A 23,775-nucleotide genomic window follows, 5' to 3' on the forward strand; every position below is an offset into this window, starting at 1 on the left:
AGACCATATGATAAATTCAAGAAAATTCACAACTTGACGACAAATGCTAATGCAGCATTATATTGATATCATGACTAACTTAGAAAAGATGAGAGAAAAACTGCAAGATCAAATAAATTATCATAATGTTTTGTATCACCAAAAAAATAAGCCAGAAATAAGTGATGCTGAATATGATGAACTGAAGAAAAAGTTAGCTGAAATAGAGGCACAACTTCCAGAAGCTTATGCAACACAAGATAGTGTTGGTGCTTCACCTGATGAGAGGTTTTCTAAGGTGGAACATCAAGAACCTATGCTTTCTCTTGAGAATGCTTATGACGAACAAGATGTAGAGAAATTTTTGTCTAAAATAAAGAGGTTTTTAATTGAGGACAAAATAGAGATATTATGTGAGCCAAAAATTGATGGGTTGTCGTTTTCTGCAATTTATGAGGATGGAAGATTTGTTAAAGCTGCAACTCGAGGCGACGGTTTTGTAGGAGAAGATGTCACTCACAATGTTGCAACAATAAAAGGCTTTCCTAAGTTTTTGCAAGGTGTGCAAGGAAGACTAGAAGTAAGAGGTGAAATATACATCAGTAACAGCGACTTTTTAAAGTTAAATGAAAACGATGAATTTGCCAATCCTCGAAATGCAGCTGCTGGTTCTCTAAAGCAATTGGATGCAAACATTACAGCAAGTAGACCACTTAGATATTTTGCTTATTCTTTGATTGGTGGAGCAGAGAAAAGTCAAAGTGAAATACTAAATAAGCTTGAGGCACTTGGTTTTTGCGTAAATGAGCATCAGTCCTTAACGAGTAGTTTGGATGGAATGCTGAAGTTCTATAACGAAGTCTATAACTGTCGCTATAACTTGGATTATGATATTGATGGAATAGTCTATAAAGTAAATGATTTGGTACTACAAAATCGTCTAGGGAATACTCACAAAGCACCGCGCTCAGCACTTGCATACAAGTTTTCTGCGGTTTATGCAAAAACAAAGTTAAATAAGATATTTATACAGGTGGGCAGAACAGGGGTTTTAACTCCAGTTGCAGATTTAGTGCCAGTCAATATTGGTGGGGTGCTAGTTAGTAGAGCAAGTCTGCATAACCAAGATGAGATAAAACGTAAAGACATAAGAGAGGGAGATATTGTAACAATCAAAAGGGCAGGGGATGTAATTCCCCAGATCGTTGAAGTAAGCAGAGATTCTCGTCTTCCAAATACACCTGAATTTGTGTTTCCTGAAGTATGCCCTGAATGTGGTAGTAAAGTACGTCAGGTTGAGGGAGAGGCGGCAGTAAGATGTCCTGAGGAATTTGTCTGTAAAGCTCAAATAATAGAAAAACTAAAGCATTTTGTATCGAAAGATGCATTTGACATTGTTGGCCTTGGTGATAAGCAGATAGAGTTTTTTTACGACCTTGGTCTGATAAAACAAATCCATGATATTTTCACTTTAGAAGAAAAATTGGATGAATTTAATCTGGAAGAACAGTCTGGTTGGGGCAAGAAATCAATAGCTCATTTATTAAATGCTATACAAAGCAGAAGGGTAATAACTCTAGATAGGTTTATATTTTCTTTAGGTATTAGATTTATTGGCCAAGTTGCAGCAGAATTGCTTGCAGATTATTATGTTTCTTATGATAATTGGTATAATTCGATGATTGAACTGTCATCAGATAATACTGAGCTAGTGGGTATAGACGGCATAGGAAAAAAAGTGGCTGAATCTTTGGAATCATTTTTTTCTAAGGAACATAACATCAAAATGTTAAATGATCTTACTGCTTGTCTTCAAATTCTTCCTGTGAGCTCCAACTCTAGTGACTCTGTTTTAAATAATAAAATTATAGTGTTTACTGGTAAGCTACTTGCTATGAGTAGAGGAGAGGCGAAAGTAAGAGCCAAAACTCTAGGAGCAAAGGTCAGCTCACATCTTTCTGCTAAAACTGACTACCTAATTGCAGGAGAAAAACCAGGATCCAAATATAAAAAGGCAGTGGAATTAAGTGTAGAAATTTTAGATGAAGACCAGTGGCATAAAGTGATAAGTTCGGGAGTGTTCAAATGACACTTGGACTGTATATTAAATCAAAGTTGCAAGACTATAATGAGCAAGCTGTTAATTGGATTACCACAAAAAAACTCCTTTCTCTCCATTTTTTCTGGGTAAGGTCATCCTAGGCTCTGTGGACAAAAAATATGAAAAGAGAGAAAAAGATGGTAGTTTAGCCTAATAGGTAAAAAATGGAGAAACTACCATATGCAATATTACATCAAAGAGGAAAATTGGAAACAAATTTTAGAGTTCATAAAAAGCGTAAAAGGAATGCACAGCAAAGATGAAAAACGTTTAAGAATATTCATAGAGGCAGTGTGGTACATAGTGCGAAGTGGTTGCCAATGGAGACTTTTACCAAAAACTTATGGTAATTACAGGAGTATACATAAGCGATTTAAAAGATGGTGTGAAAGAGATGTCTGGAAAAAATTGCTTGAATATACTAAACAAGAGCCTGATTTAGAAGTTGCTATAATCGACGGTACGATCATCCGAGCCCATCCATGTTCATCTGGATATACAAAAAACTCCAAGGATCAAGAAGCTTTAGGGAGGAGCAAAGGTGGCTTTACAACTAAAATACATGCGCTTGTCGATGCACTTGGAAATCCACTTAAATTTACTCTGACTCCTGGTCAAAGAAATGAAATTACGCAGGCACAAGTGTTGACCGAAAGTATCTATAACTCTACTGTAGTAGCTGACAAGGGCTACGATAGCAATGCCTTTGTTACAAGTCTTGAAGACAAGGGATGTACAGTAGTTATTCCGCCAAAACGGAATCGAAAAGTGCAAAGGTATTACGATGAGCATATCTACAAAGAACGTCATTTGATTGAGTGTTTTTTTGGTAAAATTAAAAATTTTAGGCGCATTTTTTCCAGATTTGATAAAACTGCTGAGGTTTTTATGGGTTTTCTCAATTTTGTTGGAGCTCTTGTATGGCTTCTCTAAAATTTTGTCCACAGAGCCTAGCCCTAGCCATTAGTCAATCCTCTCCATCCAAGCATTTACTTGCCTTAATGCTTCAACAGATGGCAAGTCTTCTGTGCTGAGTGGTAGGCGGACAGTTTTGTGTTCTATGAGCCCAATATCATGCAAAAGTGCTTTAGTGGGTATTGGGTTGCTGGCAATAAATAGTGCTTTGCAAGCTTGTTGCCAACTATCTGCCTGAGGGCTCCTGCCATTGAGGCACTGCTTAACATATTCATGTGCTACGCGTGGCCAAACATTGGCAGCAACAGAAACCAGACCAGCCGCACCATAAGCGGCCATATCAGATATCATATTATCATCTCCGCAAAAGACCTCAATATTTGGAGCAACTTTCTTATACTGAGCTAAAGTATCAACGGTGCCACTTGAATCTTTGATAGCCCAAAATTTTTCGTGGCTGGATAAGTTGCGTACAGTTTCGATGTGAAGACAGACTCCTGCTCTCGATGGAATATTGTAAAACATAGCTGGCACATGTGCTTTCTCAAGCAGCTTTTCAAACCATAAAGTCTGCCCCATAATTCCGGGCTTTGCATAAATGGGAGTTGTCATTAGATAGCCGTGAATAGGCATATCCTTGCAAAAATCAAGCCATTCAAGAGTCTGATATAGATTCACCCCTGGTACGCCAATTATAATTTTCGTGTTTAATTTTAGCTCACATACGAATTCAACTAATGTACGCTTTTCAGAATCAGTAAGCGATAGGCTTTCACCGGTGCTACCTAGCAACACTACACCATTTTCAGCTTTAACTTGCATTGTAAGTAAACGCTGCAAACTGCGGTAATCTATGTCATTCCCATTGCAATTAAAAGGAGTAACACAAGCAGTCCATAAAAATGTAAATTTCAATTTAAATTGTTAAAATGGTATTTCATCGTCGATTAGTTCATCTTTTATATCGTTGTCAAAACTTTCGTGCTTATTTTTTTGTTCTGTTTCATTTTGCTTGTATTCACTTGGCTTGTAATCGGAATTTGGTCGCGAATCCAAGAGAGTAAGGGCGCTATTAAAATTATATAGAACTACCTCTGTTGTGTATCTTTCACTACCGTTTTGGTCAGTCCATTTTCTAGTTCTCAAAGAACCTTCAACATAAACTTTACTGCCTTTACGTGCAAAATCTTTAACGATTTTTACTAATCCTTCACTAAAAATTACAATATTATGCCATTCTGTCTTTTCAGAGCGCATACCGGAAAGTTTGTCAGTCCAACTTTCAGACGTGGCTATTGAAAAACTTGCCATCTCTTTTCCATTTTGTGTAGTCCTGATTTCAGGATCTTTTCCTAAATTACCAACTAATATGACTTTGTTTATGGTACCACCAGACATAATTATGCTCTAAATAAATCCCTTTATTATCTTATGCGAAAGCACTATTGTCAAATTTAATTAAAAGTGCGCTTGGAGGGATTCGAACCCACGGCCTTTGCCTCCGGAGGGCAACGCTCTATCCAACTGAGCTACAAGCGCATATATAGCTACCCACCCGCGGTACCTATGTTGAGATCCCGCTAACGAGCAGCGGGATGACGGTTGTCGGTAAACCTAAGTCACTTTGGCTATGTACTAAATTATTTAATAGATAAGCTATCCAAGTCAAATTTTTGTTTTGGATAAAGCGTAAACATAACACTCCCCTGTCCAAGATATACATTTTGAGAATCATTCGCATGCTTTTTTATTGCTTTTTGATCTACGGCCCATACAAAAGTCACACAATTTTCAGTGACTGAGTGCACCTTTAAGTCCTTAGTATTTATAAACAGCTTTCCATTTACCCATATTTTCCATGTATCGGGAGAAAGATATAAAATTGAGTCTAAACTCACTACCTTACAGTTGAAATTATCTGATACCTCCTCTTTTATAGCTCTGGAAGACCGTAAGTTAAACTGTTCCATTTCATTGACCATTCTATTAACTGGCTCTTCATCAAAAAAAATGCTTTTTACGTTACTATATTGTGACAAAACGTCAAAGTCACTTTCCACTGCTTCTCTTATTATATCATCCCGATCTGTATAGCTTAGTTTTTGATTGTTAAGAAAGAAACACTCTTTTGCACGCAAATTTGCTATATCAATAAAATCATCGATTTCTTGATTGCCAACTTTAAGAATACTTTCAAAATATCTTTTTTCTATCATCATTCCATACTGAGAATGATGACAAACCATTTCATCATCACCTTGTTTTTCTATATATACGCATAAATTTCCACTATTTAATCCTAATATTTTATGCTCAATAAAATCTTCATTGCCAATATATTGTCGGCAAGAATACTCCTTACAAATTTCTATGCTTTCTATGATATCTTCACAACTGCAATATGCATTAACATTGAAAATGAGCAGCGTAAAAATAAAAAACAGCTTTATGTTCATCACCTTATCTACTTAATATAGTATACCAATAAAAGACTATATTAACTCTCACTATCTCTATCATATTACCATTCAAAATTTGATTCATAGTTGCAGCATCAATATTTCTCTGCTTGTTTAAAATAAGAGATTTGATCATAACATAACCGGGCAGATTTGGAATAGACTGTAGAAATAAAAAAATATGCTTATCGCTGATTGAACTTAAATTTAGGACCACTTCACTTTTTATTACTTTTGTGCGTTCACTTTTGTTGTGGAGCTCAACTTCTTCAGGTATAGAAATTGATATTTCAGGTTCTAATATATAGTACTTTTTATATAACTTGCTAAGCTCGAAATTTAAATTTGCAATGTATCTGCTACTGTGTAAATTTGAAGAAGAAATTTTTTTCCATAAATCTAGGTTTTTATTTAGAACAACTTCCTTTTTTTGAATTCCAGTAATCTGTAAATTAATAGAACGTATTTTATCAATCGCAATTTGGTTTTTATTATAAACCTTTTCGTTATAGATAACAACATATGTTAATAACCCTATTAATCCAACAGATAATAACAAATACGATATAAACTGAATTGTAGCTTTTCTTTTTAATTGAGAGATAGTCATTAATCTACATTGCCTCTCCTATTTCAACATCAATAGATAGATTTTGCCCTTTAGCAGCAGGTAAGTTAGAAATATTAATGTCATAGGTACGAAAATTATCGTTTAAATTTTTTCGTAGTTTCTCGTATTGATAGGAAATATTTTTACCGGATCGAAAATTAAACCTTAAAGTTGTGGTAATATAACTTTTTGCCTCATTATAATTCCATTCAAATGATCGAAGCTCTATACCTGGTACTTTTAACTTTTCTACGTACTTAACTTGTGTAAGAGGAGAGTATTCTATTTTTGATAAAATATTATTGATATTAATAAAATCATAAATTTCATCTATTTTTTTTACATTATAGCTTTGGCTAAGTTTTGTTAACTGGTTATTTAAGGTGCTCTGCTTTGCGGATAAATTATCAGCGACACTGAAGTTTGAATACAAATTTAGCAAACAAAGGGCGTTAATTACAACTAAAACCAAAGCAAAGTATAGAAAAATTTGAGGAGAGTTTAAATAAAGGTAATTGAATAGATAAAATTCTTTAGTTTCCTTTGTATTAAAAATAGCTGCTAATTTATTCTTAAAGCTGTGAAACAAAATTATGGTATCGCAAAAGTTATCTTTTTCACTTATAGCTAGTTCTGCTCCTAATAGTTTGCCTAACTCATATGGAGTTAATATGTTCACACTATTCTCTGAAAAATTTATGACTGATAAACTAGCTTTAATATCTTCTGACACTATGATGCAAAGGTCGATAGGGTTATTTTTTTCAAACCCAAACTTAGTTAAGGATCGAATAGTATCTTGCACTTCCTGATATATTCCACCAGCAATAATTCCTGGTAAATTATCATTAGTAAATGGTACTAAACGCGTAAATATCATTTTATTCTCTTTAAGAACCACTTGTCTATAGCCTCCCGTTTTAGTTGCAGCAACTATAATTTTCCAATTATTAGGATCTTTATGTAGAATCTTTTTTGTTATATTACTTATTTCTATAGGAAACATTAATATTCCCTTAAAGTTGGAGCCTATCTCAATAAACACATTCAACCAATATTCTACTAAATGCTTTGCTTTTGATGAAACAAGAAGATAGCACCAGTTTTGATTGAATTTGTTTGGCTTCTCAATCAAAAAAACTGAACTTATGTCATTATTACGAGAAAAATGCTCCATCTTTGTTTTTGCTGATAGATAGGCACTAATCTTGTTTGCCCTTGTAATAAACTGTAGCGAGTAATTTTGGTCTGCATGATTAAGCACCAGGTATAAAGGTGCTTTTTTATCTGACGAAAGACATGAAATTAAATCGGAAACTGCTTTATCGTTTTTGCCCTTAACAAAATACCTTTTATTTAAAGTATTATTTTTAAAATATAGTAACATTATGCCTTCTTCTCCAATAGAAAGCATAAACTTACTTTTGGATTTTGAACTAAACATATTAACAAAGCATATACTTATCTAGAATTAAAAAGGCAATTTATTGAAATTCATTAAACGTTAGAGGGAAATATTGTTATAAATCTTCGTAGCAACATTATTTATATTATAATTTTTCACAAAATTACTACTAATATTAAGCTATTTAGGTAATAGATTAAATTAATTAGAAATATACACTATCTGCCGATTAACTTTAATTAATAGGAGTTATTAGTCTATTTACTATTCTTGTAATATCATTTCTAATGGTAAACATTTCTAGGCTCTGTGGACAAAAAATATGAAAAGAGAGAAAAAGATGGTAGTTTAGCCTAATAGGTAAAAAATGGAGAAACTACCATATGCAATATTACATCAAAGAGGAAAATTGGAAACAAATTTTAGAGTTCATAAAAAGCGTAAAAGGAATGCACAGCAAAGATGAAAAACGTTTAAGAATATTCATAGAGGCAGTGTGGTACATAGTGCGAAGTGGTTGCCAATGGAGACTTTTACCAAAAACTTATGGTAATTACAGGAGTATACATAAGCGATTTAAAAGATGGTGTGAAAGAGATGTCTGGAAAAAATTGCTTGAATATACTAAACAAGAGCCTGATTTAGAAGTTGCTATAATCGACGGTACGATCATCCGAGCCCATCCATGTTCATCTGGATATACAAAAAACTCCAAGGATCAAGAAGCTTTAGGGAGGAGCAAAGGTGGCTTTACAACTAAAATACATGCGCTTGTCGATGCACTTGGAAATCCACTTAAATTTACTCTGACTCCTGGTCAAAGAAATGAAATTACGCAGGCACAAGTGTTGACCGAAAGTATCTATAACTCTACTGTAGTAGCTGACAAGGGCTACGATAGCAATGCCTTTGTTACAAGTCTTGAAGACAAGGGATGTACAGTAGTTATTCCGCCAAAACGGAATCGAAAAGTGCAAAGGTATTACGATGAGCATATCTACAAAGAACGTCATTTGATTGAGTGTTTTTTTGGTAAAATTAAAAATTTTAGGCGCATTTTTTCCAGATTTGATAAAACTGCTGAGGTTTTTATGGGTTTTCTCAATTTTGTTGGAGCTCTTGTATGGCTTCTCTAAAATTTTGTCCACAGAGCCTAGTAATACTGGAACAGTTGTTATTTCAAATACAGAATTTAGTGTAAGTAAACTAACCATTTGCTGAAGAACGCTCATCTTCTGTGGTACTTGATGATGGAGCAACTAATTTGCTCAAAATCTCATCTTTTGGACCCATAGCGTAAATAACACCATCTGACATGAGGATCACCTTATCAACTACGGACAATAACGGTAGCTTGTGAGTGATGATAACAGTAGTAGTATTTTGCTTTCTTGCAATACCAATTGCATTAATTAAGCATGCTTCTCCATTGCTATCTAAGTTAGCGTTTGGTTCATCAAGTACTAAAAGTTTTGTGTGACCATAAAAAGCTCTGGCAAGTCCAAGAAGCTGTTTTTGGCCGCCAGAGAGCGTTACTCCTCCAGGCCCTCCTATTGTTGTATCATATCCATTTGGTAAGCTTAGTATTAGTTCATGTATTCCTGCAATTTTTGCTGCTTTGATTATTTCTTCAGGATTTGGGTCTGGTCTCATGCGAGCAATATTAGCTTTGACACTAGTGTTAAATAACTCAATATCTTGAGGTAAGTAGCCAACATAATTACCAAAATTTTCTCGATTCCAAGTGTATACATCAGCGCCATCTAGTCTGACTACACCAGATATTGGCTTCCATACACCAACAGTTAATTTTGCGATAGTGGATTTACCAGAAGCACTTGCACCAATCACACCTACTACGTCCCCTGGTTCTATTATAAATGATATTCCTTTTACTGTCGGCTTATTGCTTCCATAAGGAGTAAAAAATACTCTATCAAATTCCAATTTTCCTTCAGGTTCTGGTAGAGCCATCGTTTGCTCTCTTTTTGGCGATGTTAATATAAGTCTTTGTAGCCTTCCATATGACATTCTAGCCTGATTTAAAAACTTCCAAGTATGAACCGCAGCGTCAAATGGTGCTAATACTCTACCCATTAAAATTGAAGCAGCGATGATGCTACCAGCAGTTTTATGAGCTGTAATTGCAAGTAATGCACCTGTTCCAATTACTGATATTTGCAGAGTTGAGCGCAAAAACTTAGTGATTCCAGTAATTACATTAGAGCGATTTTGTGCTTTAATTTGCATTGCTCGGTTCTGATCATTTCGTTTACACCAATCAGAGACTATGAATTCTGACATGCCCATAGCTTCAACTACTTCTGCATTTCTTGTTGCAACATCTATAGCATTGATATTCCGTATAGTTTCTTCGTTGGTTTCTTGTAATATTCGTTTAGTGGCAAGTTCATTCCATATTGCCATAGAGACTAATATAATGATTCCAGCAATAGCTATAAACCCCGTGGAGGTGTGTATCATGAAAATCACAACGAGGTAAATTAACGACCATGGAGTATCAAACAGTGAGAATATACCATTTCCTGTAATGAAATTTTTTATTACCCCGAGATCTCGTATTGCTTCACCACTTGAAGTTGAGCTCTGCACTGACGTTAGCCTGATTGACCTTACTATCAGATCTGGTGTTGCAGTTTTATCGATCCAATCACCTATTTTTGCCATGGCTAAATATCGACAAGTTTCAAGCATTGCAGAACATGCAAATGCAGATAAAGTGATAATTGTCAGCATAGTTAGTGTTGACACACTTTCGCTTGATATCACCCGATCAAGCACTTGAGAGGTATAAAGTGGTAGGAATAACATTAATAAATTGATTCCCGCACTAAACCAAAAGATAAACCAAAATGCACTTTTGCATTTTTCTAGGCAAATATATAGAGTACTTTGCTTCAATTCTTTTTTTATTGATGGCGTAATTTCCACAATCTTCCTCTTAATTTGATTACATGCACCATATACAATTTTTATTACAAAAATATTAATAACGGCAGTTAGCCTGCTTTAAGTGAGTAAAATATTAATATATGTGAATAGGAAATATAAACAAAGAAGTATAGTTAATATTTCCTTCATTACCTAATTCAAAATTGAGAGTTTTTAATAACTTTCCAACTCCCACTTTGGCCTTGGTGCAAAATTAAGTGGATCTATATAGTTCTTCTGTAACCTTTCAATTCCTGCCCATCCAACCATTATTGCATTGTCTGTACATAGGTTGTTGGGGGGAAAAAATATGTTTAAGTTTATGTGTTGTTTTAATTTTTCTCTCAAGAAATTATTTGCTGCAACTCCGCCGGTAATCACAAAGTCATTGATTTTGATATTTAAAGATTCGGCCATAATAATCGCATTACTAACCCTGTCCAGCAGTATGTCACTAATACACTCTTGAAACGAAGCACATACATCACACACATCTTGCTCGCTCATTTTAAGTTCTTGCACCAAGTTTTTTACTGCCGTCTTGATTCCAGAAAACGAAAAGTTACATCCAGAACGTTTTATCATCGCCCTTGGCAGTTTAAATCTTGCACCATTGCCTCTTTTAGCTAACTTTTCAATTAATGGCCCTCCGGGATAGCTTAAACCCAGCATCTTAGCAACTTTATCAAATGCTTCTCCTAGTGAATCATCAAGCGTTTCTCCAAGTTTAATGTATTTACCTACATCCTGTGCAATTAAAAATTGACAGTGACCACCTGATATTAGTAGGACTAAAAATGGAAATTTTACCTCATGCAGTAACCTAATAACCAATGCATGCGCTTCTAAGTGATTCACTGCAATGAACGGTTTTTGTGCTACATGCGCAATTGCTTTAGCCATCATTGTACCAACTATTAATCCACCTATGAGTCCTGGTCCTGATGTTGCTGCAATTGCATTGAGGTCACAAAAGTTAAGGTTAGATTTTTCCACGGCGCTTTTTATTAGACCACTTAAATGCTTCATATGAGCACGTGAAGCTATTTCAGGGATCACCCCACCGCGCTTTTTGTGTTCTGCTTGGGAGAGAATTTCGTGAGCAAGGACTTGCTTGTCACTATTTACAATCGCTACTGCAGTTTCGTCGCAGCTTGTTTCAACAGCTAAAATGGTTTTCATGTATATTCGAACACTTTATTATAAAAACTATATCTTGAAACGCTATAGAAGTTAAGAAAAGATTACACCTTATAGAACGAACTGCTATAACTAAAATGAGTAAGATCTGCTGAATTTCAGCGCCAAGCGCACAACTATACAAACATTGTAGTTTTAGAGCAATTCCCACCGGAAGGGTGTCATCCGAGTAGCTGACACTGGGATGGCTTTGTTGCATCGCACCTTATACTGGTAGTAATTTACGATAAATATCATGTAGCCATTTCAAATTTAGCCATACCAATTTCAGTAAATTGATTAAGCAAATAGCACTTAATCAGCAATTCTTTTTCGCGATTTACTTCGGATTTATTCCTAAAGCTGAATCCAAATATTTGCTTTAATCTTGAGAAAAACCCTTCAATATAAGATCTTTTCCCATAATTTACTTCTTTTTTCCATTCTTTCACGCCATCTTCACCGTATAATTTTATTAACCTAATAGCAGCATTTCTGTCAGACATATAATCTATTTCTGGATGTTCTGCCGCATTGTTTATTGGTGGAATTTTTGCCTTTATATCATATTCGTTACACAATTTATAAAACTTGTGCCTATCATATGCCCTATCTGCATATAGTGCTTTTATGACATGAACTTCTTTAAGCAAATCGCAAGCTCCATAGTGATCAGACCGTTACTGTATTTTACAGCTATGGCTTTTTTGCAGTTTATATTCAACATTACATGCAATTTTCTTGTCTGTTCATAGCCACTCTGTCAGCGCTATTTTCCTTCAGGGGTATTGTTGTAAATGCTGATACCTGTACTATCTATAGCAATTTCGATGTCTTCCATATTATTTTCTGCAATCATTGATCTTAATATTAAGTTTCTTTTGATGCTTGTGAATAGCTGCAAATCTCTTCCTATTTGTTGCAGATATCCTTTTATAAACCCCACCGTTTGTCTTAGAGCATGTCTTCAAACTGAAGAATGAGCTAATTTGTGAAGCATAATAGTGATCATATTAAAGAAGATATAGTTTTTTGAGGTGAGAGGAGAATGCTCGTAATCTTTACTCATGCGCCTAAAATTGGAAAGCCAGGCAAAAGTTCTTTCAACAATCCAACGTTTGGGAATAACTTGAAATCCTGTATCAACTATTTTCTTGGCAATCGTTAATAAACATCCCGTTTCCAATAAGCATCTGTTTTGTAATTTACCTATGTACCCTTGATCAGCAAAAAACTTACGTAAAGTTGGAACTTTGCATTTAGCTTGGGCAAAAAGATTTAGAGCACTATCACGATCTTGAATACTTGCACTCTGTACTTCAGCAGCAATTACAAGACCCACAGTATCTACAATAATATGGCGTTTTCTGCCCTTTATTTTTTTGCCAGCATCATATCCTCTGGATCCCCTTTTTGAGTAGTTTTCACTGACTGGCTATCAATTATACCTACTGATGGAGTCTTATTTTTACCAATCATCTCTCTTACTTTTTTAACTAGAAAATCATGAATTTCTTGCCATATTCCACTTTTTTTCAAGCGCGAATTACAACTATATACGGTTTTCCATGGTGGAAAATCTTTAGGCAGTTGTCTCCATTGACATCCTGTTCTCATCATATAGCGGATTGCATTAATAATTGTTCTAATACTATGTTTTCTTGGTCTGCCGGTCTTTTTAGGTTCAAAATATGGCTCTATTGTCTTCCATTCTTTGTCACTTATATCGCTTGGGTACATCTTAAAATGTACCTTATACCATACTTCTTAACTTCTTTCTACTCAGTTTGAAGACATGCTCTTAGTACCCCTATTTACCAATAAGCTCAAAATTTCTAGCTTACATTTTCACTTTTTTGATGCTAATTACGTTGAACTCTTTTGAACCATTCCATTCATCTGGAGTTATATTGAATACTAATTCTCTCTCATCTAAAGATAAAGTTCCATTATCTATCTTATAGTTATTTGTATAACACCCGTAGATTCTGTTATCTGCTATCATCTCTTCTATTTTTAAAGATTTTGGATTAAGCATTATATCTTTATGTATATTTCCATCGGAACGTATATATGTATATAAGTTTTTGAATACCAAATTCTCATATGCATCACGTTCTACTACATATGTACTAAGATCTGTAAGATCTGGATTATCCGTATTATATTCAGATATTACATAATAAGCATTATCCTCAAAAAAATCTGGGTGACTGTTTAAAAAATCCATACACTAACCTCTTTTATTATTAAACTATTAATATTATAGCTAATACTTATATATAAGTCAATATAAATTAATTTGTTAATACTTAAGCTTATACTCTTGCAGTATTTGAAGAGAGATTCTCAAGGACGTCTTTTGCCTGTGGTTCACTAATCATAGTCCGAACGATATTAGTTGCCATAAAGGCACAGCCTAGAATAAAAAAGTCAGTAGAAACAAAAGGAATGATAGGAGATTCGAGAGGCAATATAGATGCAATTCCTCCTATTAAAAACGAAACGTTAGATGTAATATCAAGACAGATCTTTGTTAGTTTTTTTTGTCCTGCTACACCAAGTTGCTTCTGTAGAAAATGATCCTTTAATGACCATATATTTAAAGCAAACGAAAGTACACTTAATATAGTGCCGGCAATACTAAAATACAGACTTAAGACAGGAATACTCAAGACCAATGCCGCTATGTATCCAATGAAAGAGATAGTAGATAGTGTAGTAACTAAGCGTTTCGAGTAAGTTCGTACCTTCTTTCTGTAGGCTAACTTATCTTTTTCACCATACATAGCATAAATATTACCTAATATGTTATATTATAGCATTAATTAATTCAACAAGCAATATGGAAGCTAAGAGTGCCCGAGAGAAGACTTGAACTTCCACAACTTAAAAAGTTACCAGCACCTGAAGCTAGCGCGTCTACCAATTCCGCCACCCGGGCTTTTTATAGTTTACTATGTTAAAGTTAAATAATATACTTAAACAATTTTTAGTTCAAAGGTAATGCCAAATCTAGATCAAATATTTTTCGCTCAAAACAATGTTGATATTAATAACGTATATAAAATAGTCAATAACGCTTTGAGCAATAGCGATGGTGGTGAGCTGTTTCTAGAATTTTGCCAGTTGGAGTCCCTAGTTTTTGATGACAATATATTAAAACACGTGGATTTCAATACTAGAAGGGGATTTGGTTTAAGGTCTTTTTGTGAGGATAGTACATCTTTCGTTTGTTCTTCTGAGATTAGCGAAAAAGAAATTAGTAATGCTGCTTCTATGGTAAAAAGCTCAGTGTCTTTAAACAAGACAAATTCAATAAATTTAAACGAAGAGACAAAAAGCCTGTATTCGAGGATTAACCCTACAAATGAAATGGATCTGAATTCAAAGATTAAACTACTCAATGAGGTTAATGAGTATGTAAGGTCCAAAAATAACTGCGTGAAGCAAGTAAAAATAACTCTAAGTGGAGAATGGCAAGTTATACAAATAATAAAGGGTGATCACAGATTAAGCGATATCAGGCCTCTGGTACGTTTTAATGTGCTAGTCATTGTAGAAAAAGATGGCCGTACCGAAAGAGGTTCTGCAGGGCATGGTGGAAGGGACTCTTATAGTAAGTTTATTTCTGAGAAAAAGTGGAAAGAAGTTGCAAACCAAGCGTTAGAACAAGCACTGGTAAATCTTGAAGCAATTCCAACTCCAGCCGGAGAAATGACAGTCGTTTTAGGTCCAGGCTGGCCAGGAATATTGTTACACGAAGCCGTGGGTCACGGACTCGAAGGCGATTTTAATCGTAAAGGAGTATCAGCATTTTCAAATTCTATGGGTAAACAAGTAGCAGCTAGTGACATCACAGTAGTTGATGACGGAACTCTGCCCAATTTGCGCGGCTCTATCAGCGTAGACGATGAAGGCACTCCACCCAGTTATAATATATTGATAGAGGATGGAATTCTCAAAGGCTACATGCAGGACCATATGAATGCTAAACTCATGGGTGTGAATCCAACCGGTAATGGTAGAAGAGAAAGTTATAAAGAAGTTACTATGCCGCGCATGACAAACACCTATATGTTACCAGGGAAACATACGCCGGAAGAAATAATATCTAGCGTAAAGAAAGGTCTGTATGCAGTAAATTTCGGTGGTGGGCAAGTTGATATAACGTCAGGGAAATTTGTTTTTTCATCTTCAGAAGCTTACTTAATAGAAAATGGTAAAATTACACAGCCAGTCAAAGGAGCAACACTAATTGGTGATGGGCCAACAGTGCTAAAAAAAGTATCCATGGTTGGCAACGACTTAAAGTTGGACCCCGGTGTTGGCACATGCTCAAAAGATGGACAAAATGTGCCCGTTGGAGTTGGTCAACCAACACTCAAAGTCGATGCAATAACCGTTGGTGGAACTGAGATATAGATAAGGGCTAAAACGGATTCCAGCGCATGACGCACAATTGTACAAACATTGTAGCCGTTGTTCAAATAGCCCGCAGAAGTGAAAAAGCTGCTTGACAAACTCTGCCAGCGCCCTTATCATGAAAGTGAAGCTATTTATTTATCTTCGCAATCTGTGCAGGTTAATGACAAAAAACTTAGGGTATTTGGCGTCTCATGTTTAATTTTTCGCACTACGTGCATCGCATGTCTTTAAAAATTTTTAGGTTTTTACCTATATAAGCCGAAACGCGCTTACAAAGCGTTTAAGACAGCAAAAAACGTCAAATTGACAAGGGAGAATTTGAATACTAGCTACCCTAGGGTTTCTTTGCCTTTTTTCCTGCTTGGTAAATTTCTTAAACACTTGCGGTGTAGGTTAGTTGCAAGTTAAAAGCAGCTAAATCGCTCTTAATCAAGCGTTTTAGAATAAAAAAACGCCGATATTTTAGTACATGGTAAATAGCCAACCACCATGGGGCTTCTTTTGCCTTTTTTTTTATTTGGTAAATTTCTTAATATTTATAGCAACATGAACTGGGCAGGAAGGTGTCATTCCAGTGCTCCTTTTTTTGTCACCCGAGCCCCTATGATGTCATTCCAGTGCTTGACACTGGAATCCAATTTTCCATATAATCTCATCGAAAACGTTGTAACCATTTTCTATGCTAGTTTGCTTACTCACAAGCAAACTTTCCTGGGTCCCAGTGTCAAGCTACTCGGATGACAGGAGAAGGGGCTACTTGCATGACGGTTCTTATCGTCGGTAAACTTAGAGCTATAATAACTATTTGCCTTTTTTCTGCTTAGGTTATGCAAGAAGTCTACTGTCTGAGAAAAGGTAGATAAGAGATGAAAACAGATAGAAGTATTTAAGTAGCTCAAAAAGAACGTTAAGTCGTGCTTTTTATTTATATTGACAGTATGTATAACATCGTTTACGATTAAAGTTAATAATAATAATTTATATTTATCATGTTTGCAGTAATTGAGACTGGTGGGAAGCAATATTTAGTAAAAGAAGGCAGTATAATAAAAGTAGAGAAGTTAGAAGCTGAGGAAAAAAAAGAGGTGGAAATCAATAAGGTGATTTGTGTTTCAAATAATGGCTTATCTTATTCATCTAATGCTACTGTTAAAGCTGAAGTATTGGAGCAGTGTAGAGGAGAAAAAATTATAATCTTTAAGAAGAAAAGAAGAAAAAATTACCGTAGGAAAACTGGTCATAGGCAGTATATAACTGTTCTTCGTATAAATGAAATTAGTCTTCAAAAGTAAGAGGTAAGATATGGCAACTAAAAAATCAGGTGGTAGTTCCTGTAATGGTAGAGATTCAGCGGGTCGTAGGTTAGGAATAAAGAAGAATGGGAAGGTTATTCCTGGTAACATAATTGTGCGCCAAAGAGGCACAAAATTCCATCCTGGGAAGAATGTTGGTATAGGTAAAGATCATACGATTTTTGCCAAAGTAGAAGGCTGGGTCAGTTTTAGAAGGTCAGCAAATAAAAAGACTTTTATTGATATCGTGCCTACAGATAATATGAAAGCTTCAGCTTGAATAAATCATGGGTCTGTAGCTCAGGTGGTTAGAGCGCACGCCTGATAAGCGTGAGGTCGGAGGTTCAACTCTTCCCAGACCCACCATTTAGTAGTTACTAACTGTGTTTTCTATAGCGGTTTTGATATTGTATAAGCAAAAACATGAGTTTGTATAAAAATTTAGTAACCAGTGAATCAGTTGCGGCTGGTCATCCAGATAAAGTAGCAGATCAAATTTCAGATGCAATACTTGATAAATACCTTTTCACTGATCCTTTTGCGCGAGCTGCAATAGAGACTTTAGTCACCAAAGATAACATTATTATAGCTGGGGAAGTATTCGGACCTAACATCAAAAATAGCAGGATTGAAAGTATTGTACGGAATACAATAAAAGATATTGGTTATGAGCATGATGGTTTCCACTGGAGAAAAGTGAAGGTAAATATATTGCTGCATGAGCAATCAAATGACATTGCAATAGGGGTGGATCAAGGTGCTGGAGATCAGGGCATAATGTATGGCTATGCAACAACAGAGACAGAAAACCTTATGCCAGCACCCATTTTTTATGCACACTCGATTCTGAAAAATATCATGAGCGCAGTTAAAGAAGCAAAGCTTGGTCCGGATGCAAAATCACAAATCACTTTGGCATATGAGAATAACCTCCCGGTACGTGCTGAAAGTATTATTGTCTCAATACAGCATCCTGAGGATTTGGATCAATCAAAAGTAAAAGAAATAATTTACCCTTACATAGTTTCATCTTTACCTGAAGGATGGATGTGTCCTGAGGAAAATCTCTTAGTCAATCCAACTGGTAGATTTGTTATTGGTGGACCGGTTAGTGATTGTGGATTAACCGGACGAAAAATTATGGTTGATACTTATGGAGGTTATATTCCACACGGTGGAGGGGCATTTTCCGGAAAAGATGCAACCAAAGTTGATAGATCTGCAGCTTATATGGCAAGATACCTTGCTAAAAATATTGTCTTTGCAGGTTTAGCTGAACGTTGTCTTGTGCAGCTTTCTTATGCAATTGGTATATCACAACCTACTTCATTCTATATTGACACATTTAGTACAAATACGATAGATGAAAAAAAGATTAAAAAGTTTATCGAGAATAATATAGATTTATCAACAAAAGGCATAATCAAGCATTTATCGCTTGACCGTCCTATATATAAACGTACAGCCTGTTATGGACATTTTGGTAAAGAGTCAGAAAATGACGGTGGATTTTCTTGGGAAAGCATGAGCTTGTCTGCTGATCTTTGTAGAGAATTCAATATAGAAGGTAATAGTAAAATTTCTTTAGGTTACTGAAATTTTTGATTTACAGCCCCATATTTATATACTAGCTTATTGTTAAAGTATAACACGCTTTTTCATAATAATTATACTATATTGGTGATAATTATTATATTCAGTTTTTATTGTGAGGCTCATAAAGTGTATAACGAAATAGAAGGAGAACTGTACAACGTAATTGTAAAAGAGTTTTCCGATCTTATTGATAGGATGAAAGAACATCCTTTTTATGTTGAATTGATGAATGGTACTTTAGATTATAAAAGATTTAAATTTTACCTTCAGCAGGATTTTCTAGGTTCTGTAGATTGCGCTCGTGCTCATTTAGTTGTTGCAGCTAAAGTTAATGATGTTGAAACAATAAGTAGGTTAATTGATATAGCAAAAGGAGCATTTGATTTTCGAGAACAATATAAAAAATATTTCGAGGATTGTGATCTATCTGATAATCATAAAAAGTCAAGAGCTTGTTCTGCTTGTGTTGACCTTTTCATGAGTACTGCGTATCACAATTCTGTTACTGAGACCTTAGTGTTGTCTTATTCTTTCTTTAATGTAGACCAAATTGTTATATGCCATATGGCAAATGAGATCACAACTAAGGGGATTAAAAATAACAAATACAAAAAGTGGATTGATATCTGTAATGGCAAAGGAGTGGACGCGGTGGTTGAAGAGGTTAGTGATATTACAAGTAAGCTATACACAAAAGCTAGTGACTGTGAAAAGGAAAAGATATATGAGCTTTGTAGAAAAGGACTGGAGCTAGAGATAATGTTTTTGGATGAGGCATATTGCTCTAATATACCTCAATAAAAACGCATTAGCACAAGTTGTTTACGTTGGCAGTATTGTAGTGTTCAGTGGTATAATTAAGAGTTGTTATGGATCAAATCTTTTAAAGGATATAATTGAGCATCCTTTTAATGTTGAATTGGAGAATAACACTCTAAGTATAGAAAGTTTCAGATTCTATATTCAACAAGGTACATTACTCTTGAGTGATTATATTCGTACCGTCTTAATTACTGCATCCAGGGTAGAAGGCTGTAACAATGTTGTTTCACTTATTAGGGTGGCTCGAGGGGCAATTGCTATTGAGAGAATTTTGCATAACCACTACTTTGCTATATATGCTATAAGTCGTGGAGAGAAATCTCTTGAGTGCTTAAATTTTACTAATTTTCTTTTGTCTACCTCATATAGCAACACTTATGAAGCCATAACAGTTTTGTATTCTTATATGTTTATATACAAGACTATCGTTGATAGTATGAAAAATAGATTCAAGAAAAATAATAGATATAAGGATTGGTTTGATTTTTATAGCGGTAGTTTTATAGAATCTGGATGCATTATTTTGGAAAATATTGTTGATGAATATTGCAGCAGGGCAAGAGAAAATGAAAAGAGCAGGATGCTTAAGTTATTTAGAATAAGCGCCCAATTCATGTTAGATTTTTTGAATGGTGCATATAATTTTTCACAATTCAATCAAGATTTTAAGGAATATTGACAATTTTAAACTAATTTGTATCCTTAATAAGTATTTTTTAAAATGCTATGAAAAGTAAAGAACATGATTTTCATTTAGTGGACCCAAGTCCTTGGCCAATTGCTATATCAGCAGCAATTCTTATTCTTGCACTTGGATTAGTTGGTGCGCTTCATAAACAAATTTTCGGAATGTTTTGTTTAGTTCTGGGAATCTCCGCAGTATCAGGGGTGCTGTTCTATTGGTGGAGGGATGTAATAAGGGAGGCCATTTATGATAAATGTCATACTACCATTGTAAAACATGGACTCAAATTTGCAATGTACTTATTTATTCTCTCGGAGGTCGTATTTTTTATAGTGTTCTTTTGTTCATTCTTTAAAGCCTGGCTTGATCCAGTTTTTTTATTTGAGGCGTTTTCTCCTGCAAAAAAAGTTGAATGGCCCCCTGAGGAAATTTTGCCACCTGATCCGTGGTCACTACCATTCATGAATACATTAATATTATTGCTTTCTGGTACAACAATTACTTGGGCAAATCACTCTTTACTTGAAAATGATAAAAAGAGCATGATTAAAATGCTGTCCATAACTATATTGCTTGGGGTTTTTTTTATAATAGTGCAAGCAATAGAGTATCATGAAGCGAGTTTTTCTCTACAAGAAACAGGAGAAAAGCTTATTTATACATCCAATTTTTATATGATTACCGGTTTTCACTGCGCACACGTTATAATAGGAATAATATTTTTATCAGTGTGTTTATTTAGAGCGCGGAAAGGCCAGTTTACACCTCAGGAACATTTGTGCTTTGAGTTTGCCTCCTGGTATTGGCACTTTGTAGATGTAGTCTGGATGTTTTTATTTTTGTTTGTCTATTGGTTAAGCGTTTATTAAGTGGTTAAAATAATAGGTCTAGATCCAGGGATAAGCAAGACGGGGTGGGCCATTATTGACCTAAACGAAAAAAATAATATTGAATTTTTGGGCGGCGGTACCATATCAACTGACAATAAGCTCAATACAGATGAACGCCTATATGTGATTTTTGAACAATTAAAGAAAGTAATTTCCCTATATTCTCCGAATGAAGCTGCGGTGGAGAAAATTTTTGTTAATAAAAATCCTAAATCTTCACTAACTTTAGGATATGCAAGAGGGGTTGTAATTTTAGCGTTAAAAATAACAAAGCTAACTATGAATGAATATGATGCAAACTATGTAAAAAAAAGCATTACCGGAAATGGCCATGCTGATAAGGATCAGATTATATTTATGGTGAAGCAAATAGTTAAAAATTTGAGTATAAAATGCCACCATGCTGCTGACGCTCTTGCTGTAGCAATTTGTCATGCTTATACGAAAGGTTCTTGTTTTGTTGAGTAACTTTTATATGGGATTCAGTTTGAAGATTTCCAGATCTGGAAAAACTATTTGATTGTATTTATCTTGTCTAACGTTCGTTGCAAAATAATACATGCGGAGATTTTATCATCTATTTTTTTCGATTTTGTGATTGATATGCCAGTAATTTTTAGTGTATGAGTTGCGATAGATGTTGAGAAGCTTTCGTCTTGTAAGTATATATTTACTTTATATTTTTTTATTATTTTATTTGCGAATTGGATTATGGTTTTACACCATTTAGTTTCTTGCTCGTCCATTTTTAATGGTAGTCCTATTACCATTGATCCAGCTTCATTTTCTTTGAATATTCTATGCAGATAACCTAAATCTTTGCTCATATTTTTCCTATAATATACACTATGAGCTGTGGCTATAAGCTGTGTTTTATCGCTAAATGCTATGCCTATTTGCTTTTCTCCCATGTCAAGGCACATTATGCGCTTATCTTTTGGAATAGACTTTAGAAACTCATCCGGATTTCTATGTAGCATCTATTAGACTTCCTGTAAAGCCAAGAATAAGCAAGTAAATTGTGACCTTACCCAGAAAAAGTAGAGAGAAAGTCAAGAAAATTTTTTACAAAAAGAATAATGAATCAAATTGCTCAGGAATGCAATAGACTTCTTGCATAACCCAAACTAAGTAGAAAAAAGGTATCATCCGAGTAGCTGACACTGGTTCACCTTATGGTGCAACCTCCCCTGTCATCCCAGTGCGTGACACTGGGATCTAGCCTTTATTATTTGGTTGAAATTAAGTCTTCTGGATCCCAGTGGGCTTTGTTGCATAGCACCTTAAGCAGTGATGGTTTACGACAAATTTATGTAATGATTTCAAATTTAGCCATACCAATATCAGTGAATTTGTTGAGCAAATAGCACTTAATTAGTAATTCTTTTTCACGATTTACTTCAGATTTATTCCTAAAGCTAAATCCAAATACTTGCTTCAACCTTGAGAAAAATCCTTCTATGTAAGATCTCTTTCCATAAATTGCTTCCTTTTTCCACTCTTTTACACCATCTTGTCCATATAATTTTATTAACCTAATAGCAGCATTTCTGTCAGACATATAATCTATTTTTGAATGTTCTGCTGCATCCTTTTTTGGTAGAACTTTTGTCTTTATATCGTATTTCTTACACAATTTATAAAGTTTGTGCCTATCGTATGCCCTATCTGCATATAATGCTTTTATTTTGTGCTGAAAATTAACTTCTTCAAGCAAATCGCAAGCTCCATAGTGGTCAGAGTAGACGCCATTACTGTATCTTGCAGCTATAGCTTTTTTACTATTCACACTTAACATAACATGTAACTTTCTTACTTGCTCGTAGCTTCGGTACTTTCTATCTGCACTGTTTTCCTTCAGGAGTGTTACTGTAAATGCTGATACTTGTGCTATCTATGATAATTTCAATATTTTCCATGTTGCTTTTATCAACCCTGCAATCATTTATCTTAATATTAAGTTTTTTAAACCTTCTCGATGCTTGTGAATAGCTGCAAATTTTTTCCTATTTGTTGCAGATATCCTTTTATAAACCCCACCGTTTGTCTTAAACCAATTCTAAAAAGATTGACAATTATATGCACCAAAATTACGACTTTATCACTGTAAATATAGTTGCCGCCCTGCATTTTTGGACTATTTTCATACCAATTTTCGATAGCTTCATCGATGTAACGAAAAATATTTCCCCTTTTTTCAAGGAATTTGTTATATTCGTTTTGGTTACTGACTTTCATTTTCTGTGGCATATTTTTTCTTCAACAGTTAAATGGTTATTTATAATGAATTTTGTCAGTAGCCACCAGATTTTTTCGGTTGCTATGCAACAAAGCCCACTGGGATCCAGCTTCTTTTTTTCTAGATCCCAGTGTCAGCTACTCGGATGACACCCTACTTAACCGTCATACCGCCGCGGTATCTCTTAACATAGATCCCTTACTTAACCGTCATACCTTAACAT

General features: G+C 34.8%; 22 protein-coding genes, 3 tRNA genes and 2 pseudogenes. 12 read left to right on the forward strand and 15 right to left on the reverse strand.

Features of this window, described 5'->3' with window-relative positions; all coding sequences use genetic code 11:
• Positions 1 to 70 precede the first annotated feature (70 nt).
• Both ligA and OPR26_RS00115 read left to right on the forward strand, forming a co-directional pair.
• Positions 71 to 2,068: an NAD-dependent DNA ligase LigA gene (ligA, locus tag OPR26_RS00110; RefSeq protein ID WP_265016309.1), complete on the forward strand. Its 1,998-nt coding sequence runs from the start codon at positions 71 to 73 to the stop codon at positions 2,066 to 2,068.
• Positions 2,069 to 2,260: 192 nt separating this feature from the next.
• Positions 2,261 to 3,013: an IS5 family transposase gene (locus OPR26_RS00115; protein WP_264702259.1), complete on the forward strand. Its 753-nt coding sequence runs from the start codon at positions 2,261 to 2,263 to the stop codon at positions 3,011 to 3,013.
• Between the two features lie 30 nt (positions 3,014 to 3,043).
• On the opposite strand, the gene dapA is transcribed toward OPR26_RS00115, so the two are convergent.
• The 6 genes from dapA to OPR26_RS00145 form a co-directional block, all read right to left on the reverse strand.
• On the reverse strand, positions 3,044 to 3,910 hold the full coding sequence (dapA, locus tag OPR26_RS00120; RefSeq protein ID WP_265015889.1) for a 4-hydroxy-tetrahydrodipicolinate synthase: 867 nt from the start codon (positions 3,908 to 3,910) through the stop codon (positions 3,044 to 3,046).
• Positions 3,911 to 3,919: 9 nt separating this feature from the next.
• Entirely contained in the window at positions 3,920 to 4,393 is a 474-nt protein-coding gene (gene ssb, locus OPR26_RS00125) for a single-stranded DNA-binding protein (RefSeq protein ID WP_096616007.1), read from the reverse strand.
• A gap of 67 nt (positions 4,394 to 4,460) precedes the next feature.
• Positions 4,461 to 4,534 (reverse strand) — tRNA-Arg (locus OPR26_RS00130).
• Positions 4,535 to 4,635: 101 nt separating this feature from the next.
• Entirely contained in the window at positions 4,636 to 5,451 is an 816-nt protein-coding gene (locus tag OPR26_RS00135) for a hypothetical protein (protein ID WP_253302895.1), read from the reverse strand.
• 4 nt (positions 5,452 to 5,455) lie between these two features.
• A complete protein-coding gene (locus tag OPR26_RS00140; protein ID WP_265015890.1) occupies positions 5,456 to 6,064 on the reverse strand; it encodes a hypothetical protein in 609 nt (202 codons plus the stop codon).
• A 4-nt stretch (positions 6,065 to 6,068) separates the two neighbouring features.
• A complete protein-coding gene (locus tag OPR26_RS00145; protein ID WP_253302873.1) occupies positions 6,069 to 7,508 on the reverse strand; it encodes a hypothetical protein in 1,440 nt (479 codons plus the stop codon).
• Between the two features lie 344 nt (positions 7,509 to 7,852).
• Between OPR26_RS00145 and OPR26_RS00150 the strand changes: the two genes are divergently transcribed.
• On the forward strand, positions 7,853 to 8,605 hold the full coding sequence (locus tag OPR26_RS00150) for an IS5 family transposase (RefSeq protein ID WP_264702259.1): 753 nt from the start codon (positions 7,853 to 7,855) through the stop codon (positions 8,603 to 8,605).
• A 70-nt stretch (positions 8,606 to 8,675) separates the two neighbouring features.
• On the opposite strand, the gene OPR26_RS00155 is transcribed toward OPR26_RS00150, so the two are convergent.
• From OPR26_RS00155 to OPR26_RS00195, 7 genes and pseudogenes are all read right to left on the reverse strand, one after another.
• A complete protein-coding gene (locus OPR26_RS00155; RefSeq protein WP_265015891.1) occupies positions 8,676 to 10,421 on the reverse strand; it encodes a type I secretion system permease/ATPase in 1,746 nt (581 codons plus the stop codon).
• A gap of 174 nt (positions 10,422 to 10,595) precedes the next feature.
• Positions 10,596 to 11,603, reverse strand: coding sequence for a tRNA (adenosine(37)-N6)-threonylcarbamoyltransferase complex transferase subunit TsaD (gene tsaD, locus OPR26_RS00160; protein ID WP_265015892.1), 1,008 nt, complete (start codon positions 11,601 to 11,603; stop codon positions 10,596 to 10,598).
• Between the two features lie 251 nt (positions 11,604 to 11,854).
• Positions 11,855 to 12,978, reverse strand: a pseudogene (locus tag OPR26_RS07415) (transposase).
• On the reverse strand, positions 12,975 to 13,340 hold the full coding sequence (locus OPR26_RS00180; protein WP_264731180.1) for a transposase: 366 nt from the start codon (positions 13,338 to 13,340) through the stop codon (positions 12,975 to 12,977). The pseudogene OPR26_RS07415 and the gene OPR26_RS00180 overlap by 4 nt, the downstream one beginning before the upstream one ends.
• 100 nt (positions 13,341 to 13,440) lie before the next feature.
• Positions 13,441 to 13,830: a hypothetical protein gene (locus tag OPR26_RS00185; protein WP_253302511.1), complete on the reverse strand. Its 390-nt coding sequence runs from the start codon at positions 13,828 to 13,830 to the stop codon at positions 13,441 to 13,443.
• 88 nt (positions 13,831 to 13,918) lie between these two features.
• Positions 13,919 to 14,389 carry a hypothetical protein gene (locus OPR26_RS00190; protein ID WP_265015895.1) on the reverse strand — a complete coding sequence of 157 codons (471 nt, stop codon included), beginning with the start codon at positions 14,387 to 14,389 and terminating at the stop codon, positions 13,919 to 13,921.
• A gap of 70 nt (positions 14,390 to 14,459) precedes the next feature.
• Positions 14,460 to 14,544 (reverse strand) — tRNA-Leu (locus tag OPR26_RS00195).
• A gap of 62 nt (positions 14,545 to 14,606) precedes the next feature.
• Between OPR26_RS00195 and tldD the strand changes: the two genes are divergently transcribed.
• The 9 genes from tldD (at position 14,607) to ruvC (ending at position 21,781) form a co-directional block, all read left to right on the forward strand.
• Entirely contained in the window at positions 14,607 to 16,025 is a 1,419-nt protein-coding gene (gene tldD, locus OPR26_RS00200) for a metalloprotease TldD (protein WP_265015896.1), read from the forward strand.
• Between the two features lie 992 nt (positions 16,026 to 17,017).
• Positions 17,018 to 17,320: a 50S ribosomal protein L21 gene (gene rplU, locus OPR26_RS00205; protein ID WP_264702716.1), complete on the forward strand. Its 303-nt coding sequence runs from the start codon at positions 17,018 to 17,020 to the stop codon at positions 17,318 to 17,320.
• Between the two features lie 10 nt (positions 17,321 to 17,330).
• Positions 17,331 to 17,600: a 50S ribosomal protein L27 gene (gene rpmA, locus OPR26_RS00210; RefSeq protein ID WP_038249057.1), complete on the forward strand. Its 270-nt coding sequence runs from the start codon at positions 17,331 to 17,333 to the stop codon at positions 17,598 to 17,600.
• Between the two features lie 9 nt (positions 17,601 to 17,609).
• A tRNA-Ile gene (locus tag OPR26_RS00215) sits at positions 17,610 to 17,686 on the forward strand.
• 57 nt (positions 17,687 to 17,743) lie between these two features.
• Entirely contained in the window at positions 17,744 to 18,916 is a 1,173-nt protein-coding gene (gene metK / locus OPR26_RS00220) for a methionine adenosyltransferase (protein WP_265015897.1), read from the forward strand.
• Positions 18,917 to 19,042: 126 nt separating this feature from the next.
• Positions 19,043 to 19,717, forward strand: coding sequence for a thiaminase II/PqqC family protein (locus tag OPR26_RS00225; protein ID WP_265015898.1), 675 nt, complete (start codon positions 19,043 to 19,045; stop codon positions 19,715 to 19,717).
• 40 nt (positions 19,718 to 19,757) lie between these two features.
• Entirely contained in the window at positions 19,758 to 20,417 is a 660-nt protein-coding gene (locus OPR26_RS00230; protein WP_341823409.1) for a thiaminase II/PqqC family protein, read from the forward strand.
• A 47-nt stretch (positions 20,418 to 20,464) separates the two neighbouring features.
• Entirely contained in the window at positions 20,465 to 21,292 is an 828-nt protein-coding gene (locus tag OPR26_RS00235) for a cytochrome c oxidase subunit 3 (RefSeq protein ID WP_253302504.1), read from the forward strand.
• Positions 21,293 to 21,781 (forward strand): crossover junction endodeoxyribonuclease RuvC, encoded by a 489-nt coding sequence (gene ruvC, locus OPR26_RS00240; RefSeq protein WP_096617054.1) that lies wholly within the window; start codon positions 21,293 to 21,295, stop codon positions 21,779 to 21,781. It begins immediately after the preceding gene.
• 44 nt (positions 21,782 to 21,825) lie between these two features.
• On the opposite strand, the gene ruvX is transcribed toward ruvC, so the two are convergent.
• Both ruvX and OPR26_RS07420 read right to left on the reverse strand, forming a co-directional pair.
• Positions 21,826 to 22,293, reverse strand: coding sequence for a Holliday junction resolvase RuvX (gene ruvX / locus OPR26_RS00245; RefSeq protein ID WP_187297012.1), 468 nt, complete (start codon positions 22,291 to 22,293; stop codon positions 21,826 to 21,828).
• 329 nt (positions 22,294 to 22,622) lie between these two features.
• Positions 22,623 to 23,563, reverse strand: a pseudogene (locus OPR26_RS07420) (IS5 family transposase).
• Positions 23,564 to 23,775 lie beyond the last annotated feature (212 nt).

The organism is Wolbachia endosymbiont (group A) of Anoplius nigerrimus (genome assembly GCF_947251795.1).
In the GTDB taxonomy this organism is placed as follows: Bacteria; Pseudomonadota; Alphaproteobacteria; order Rickettsiales; family Anaplasmataceae; genus Wolbachia.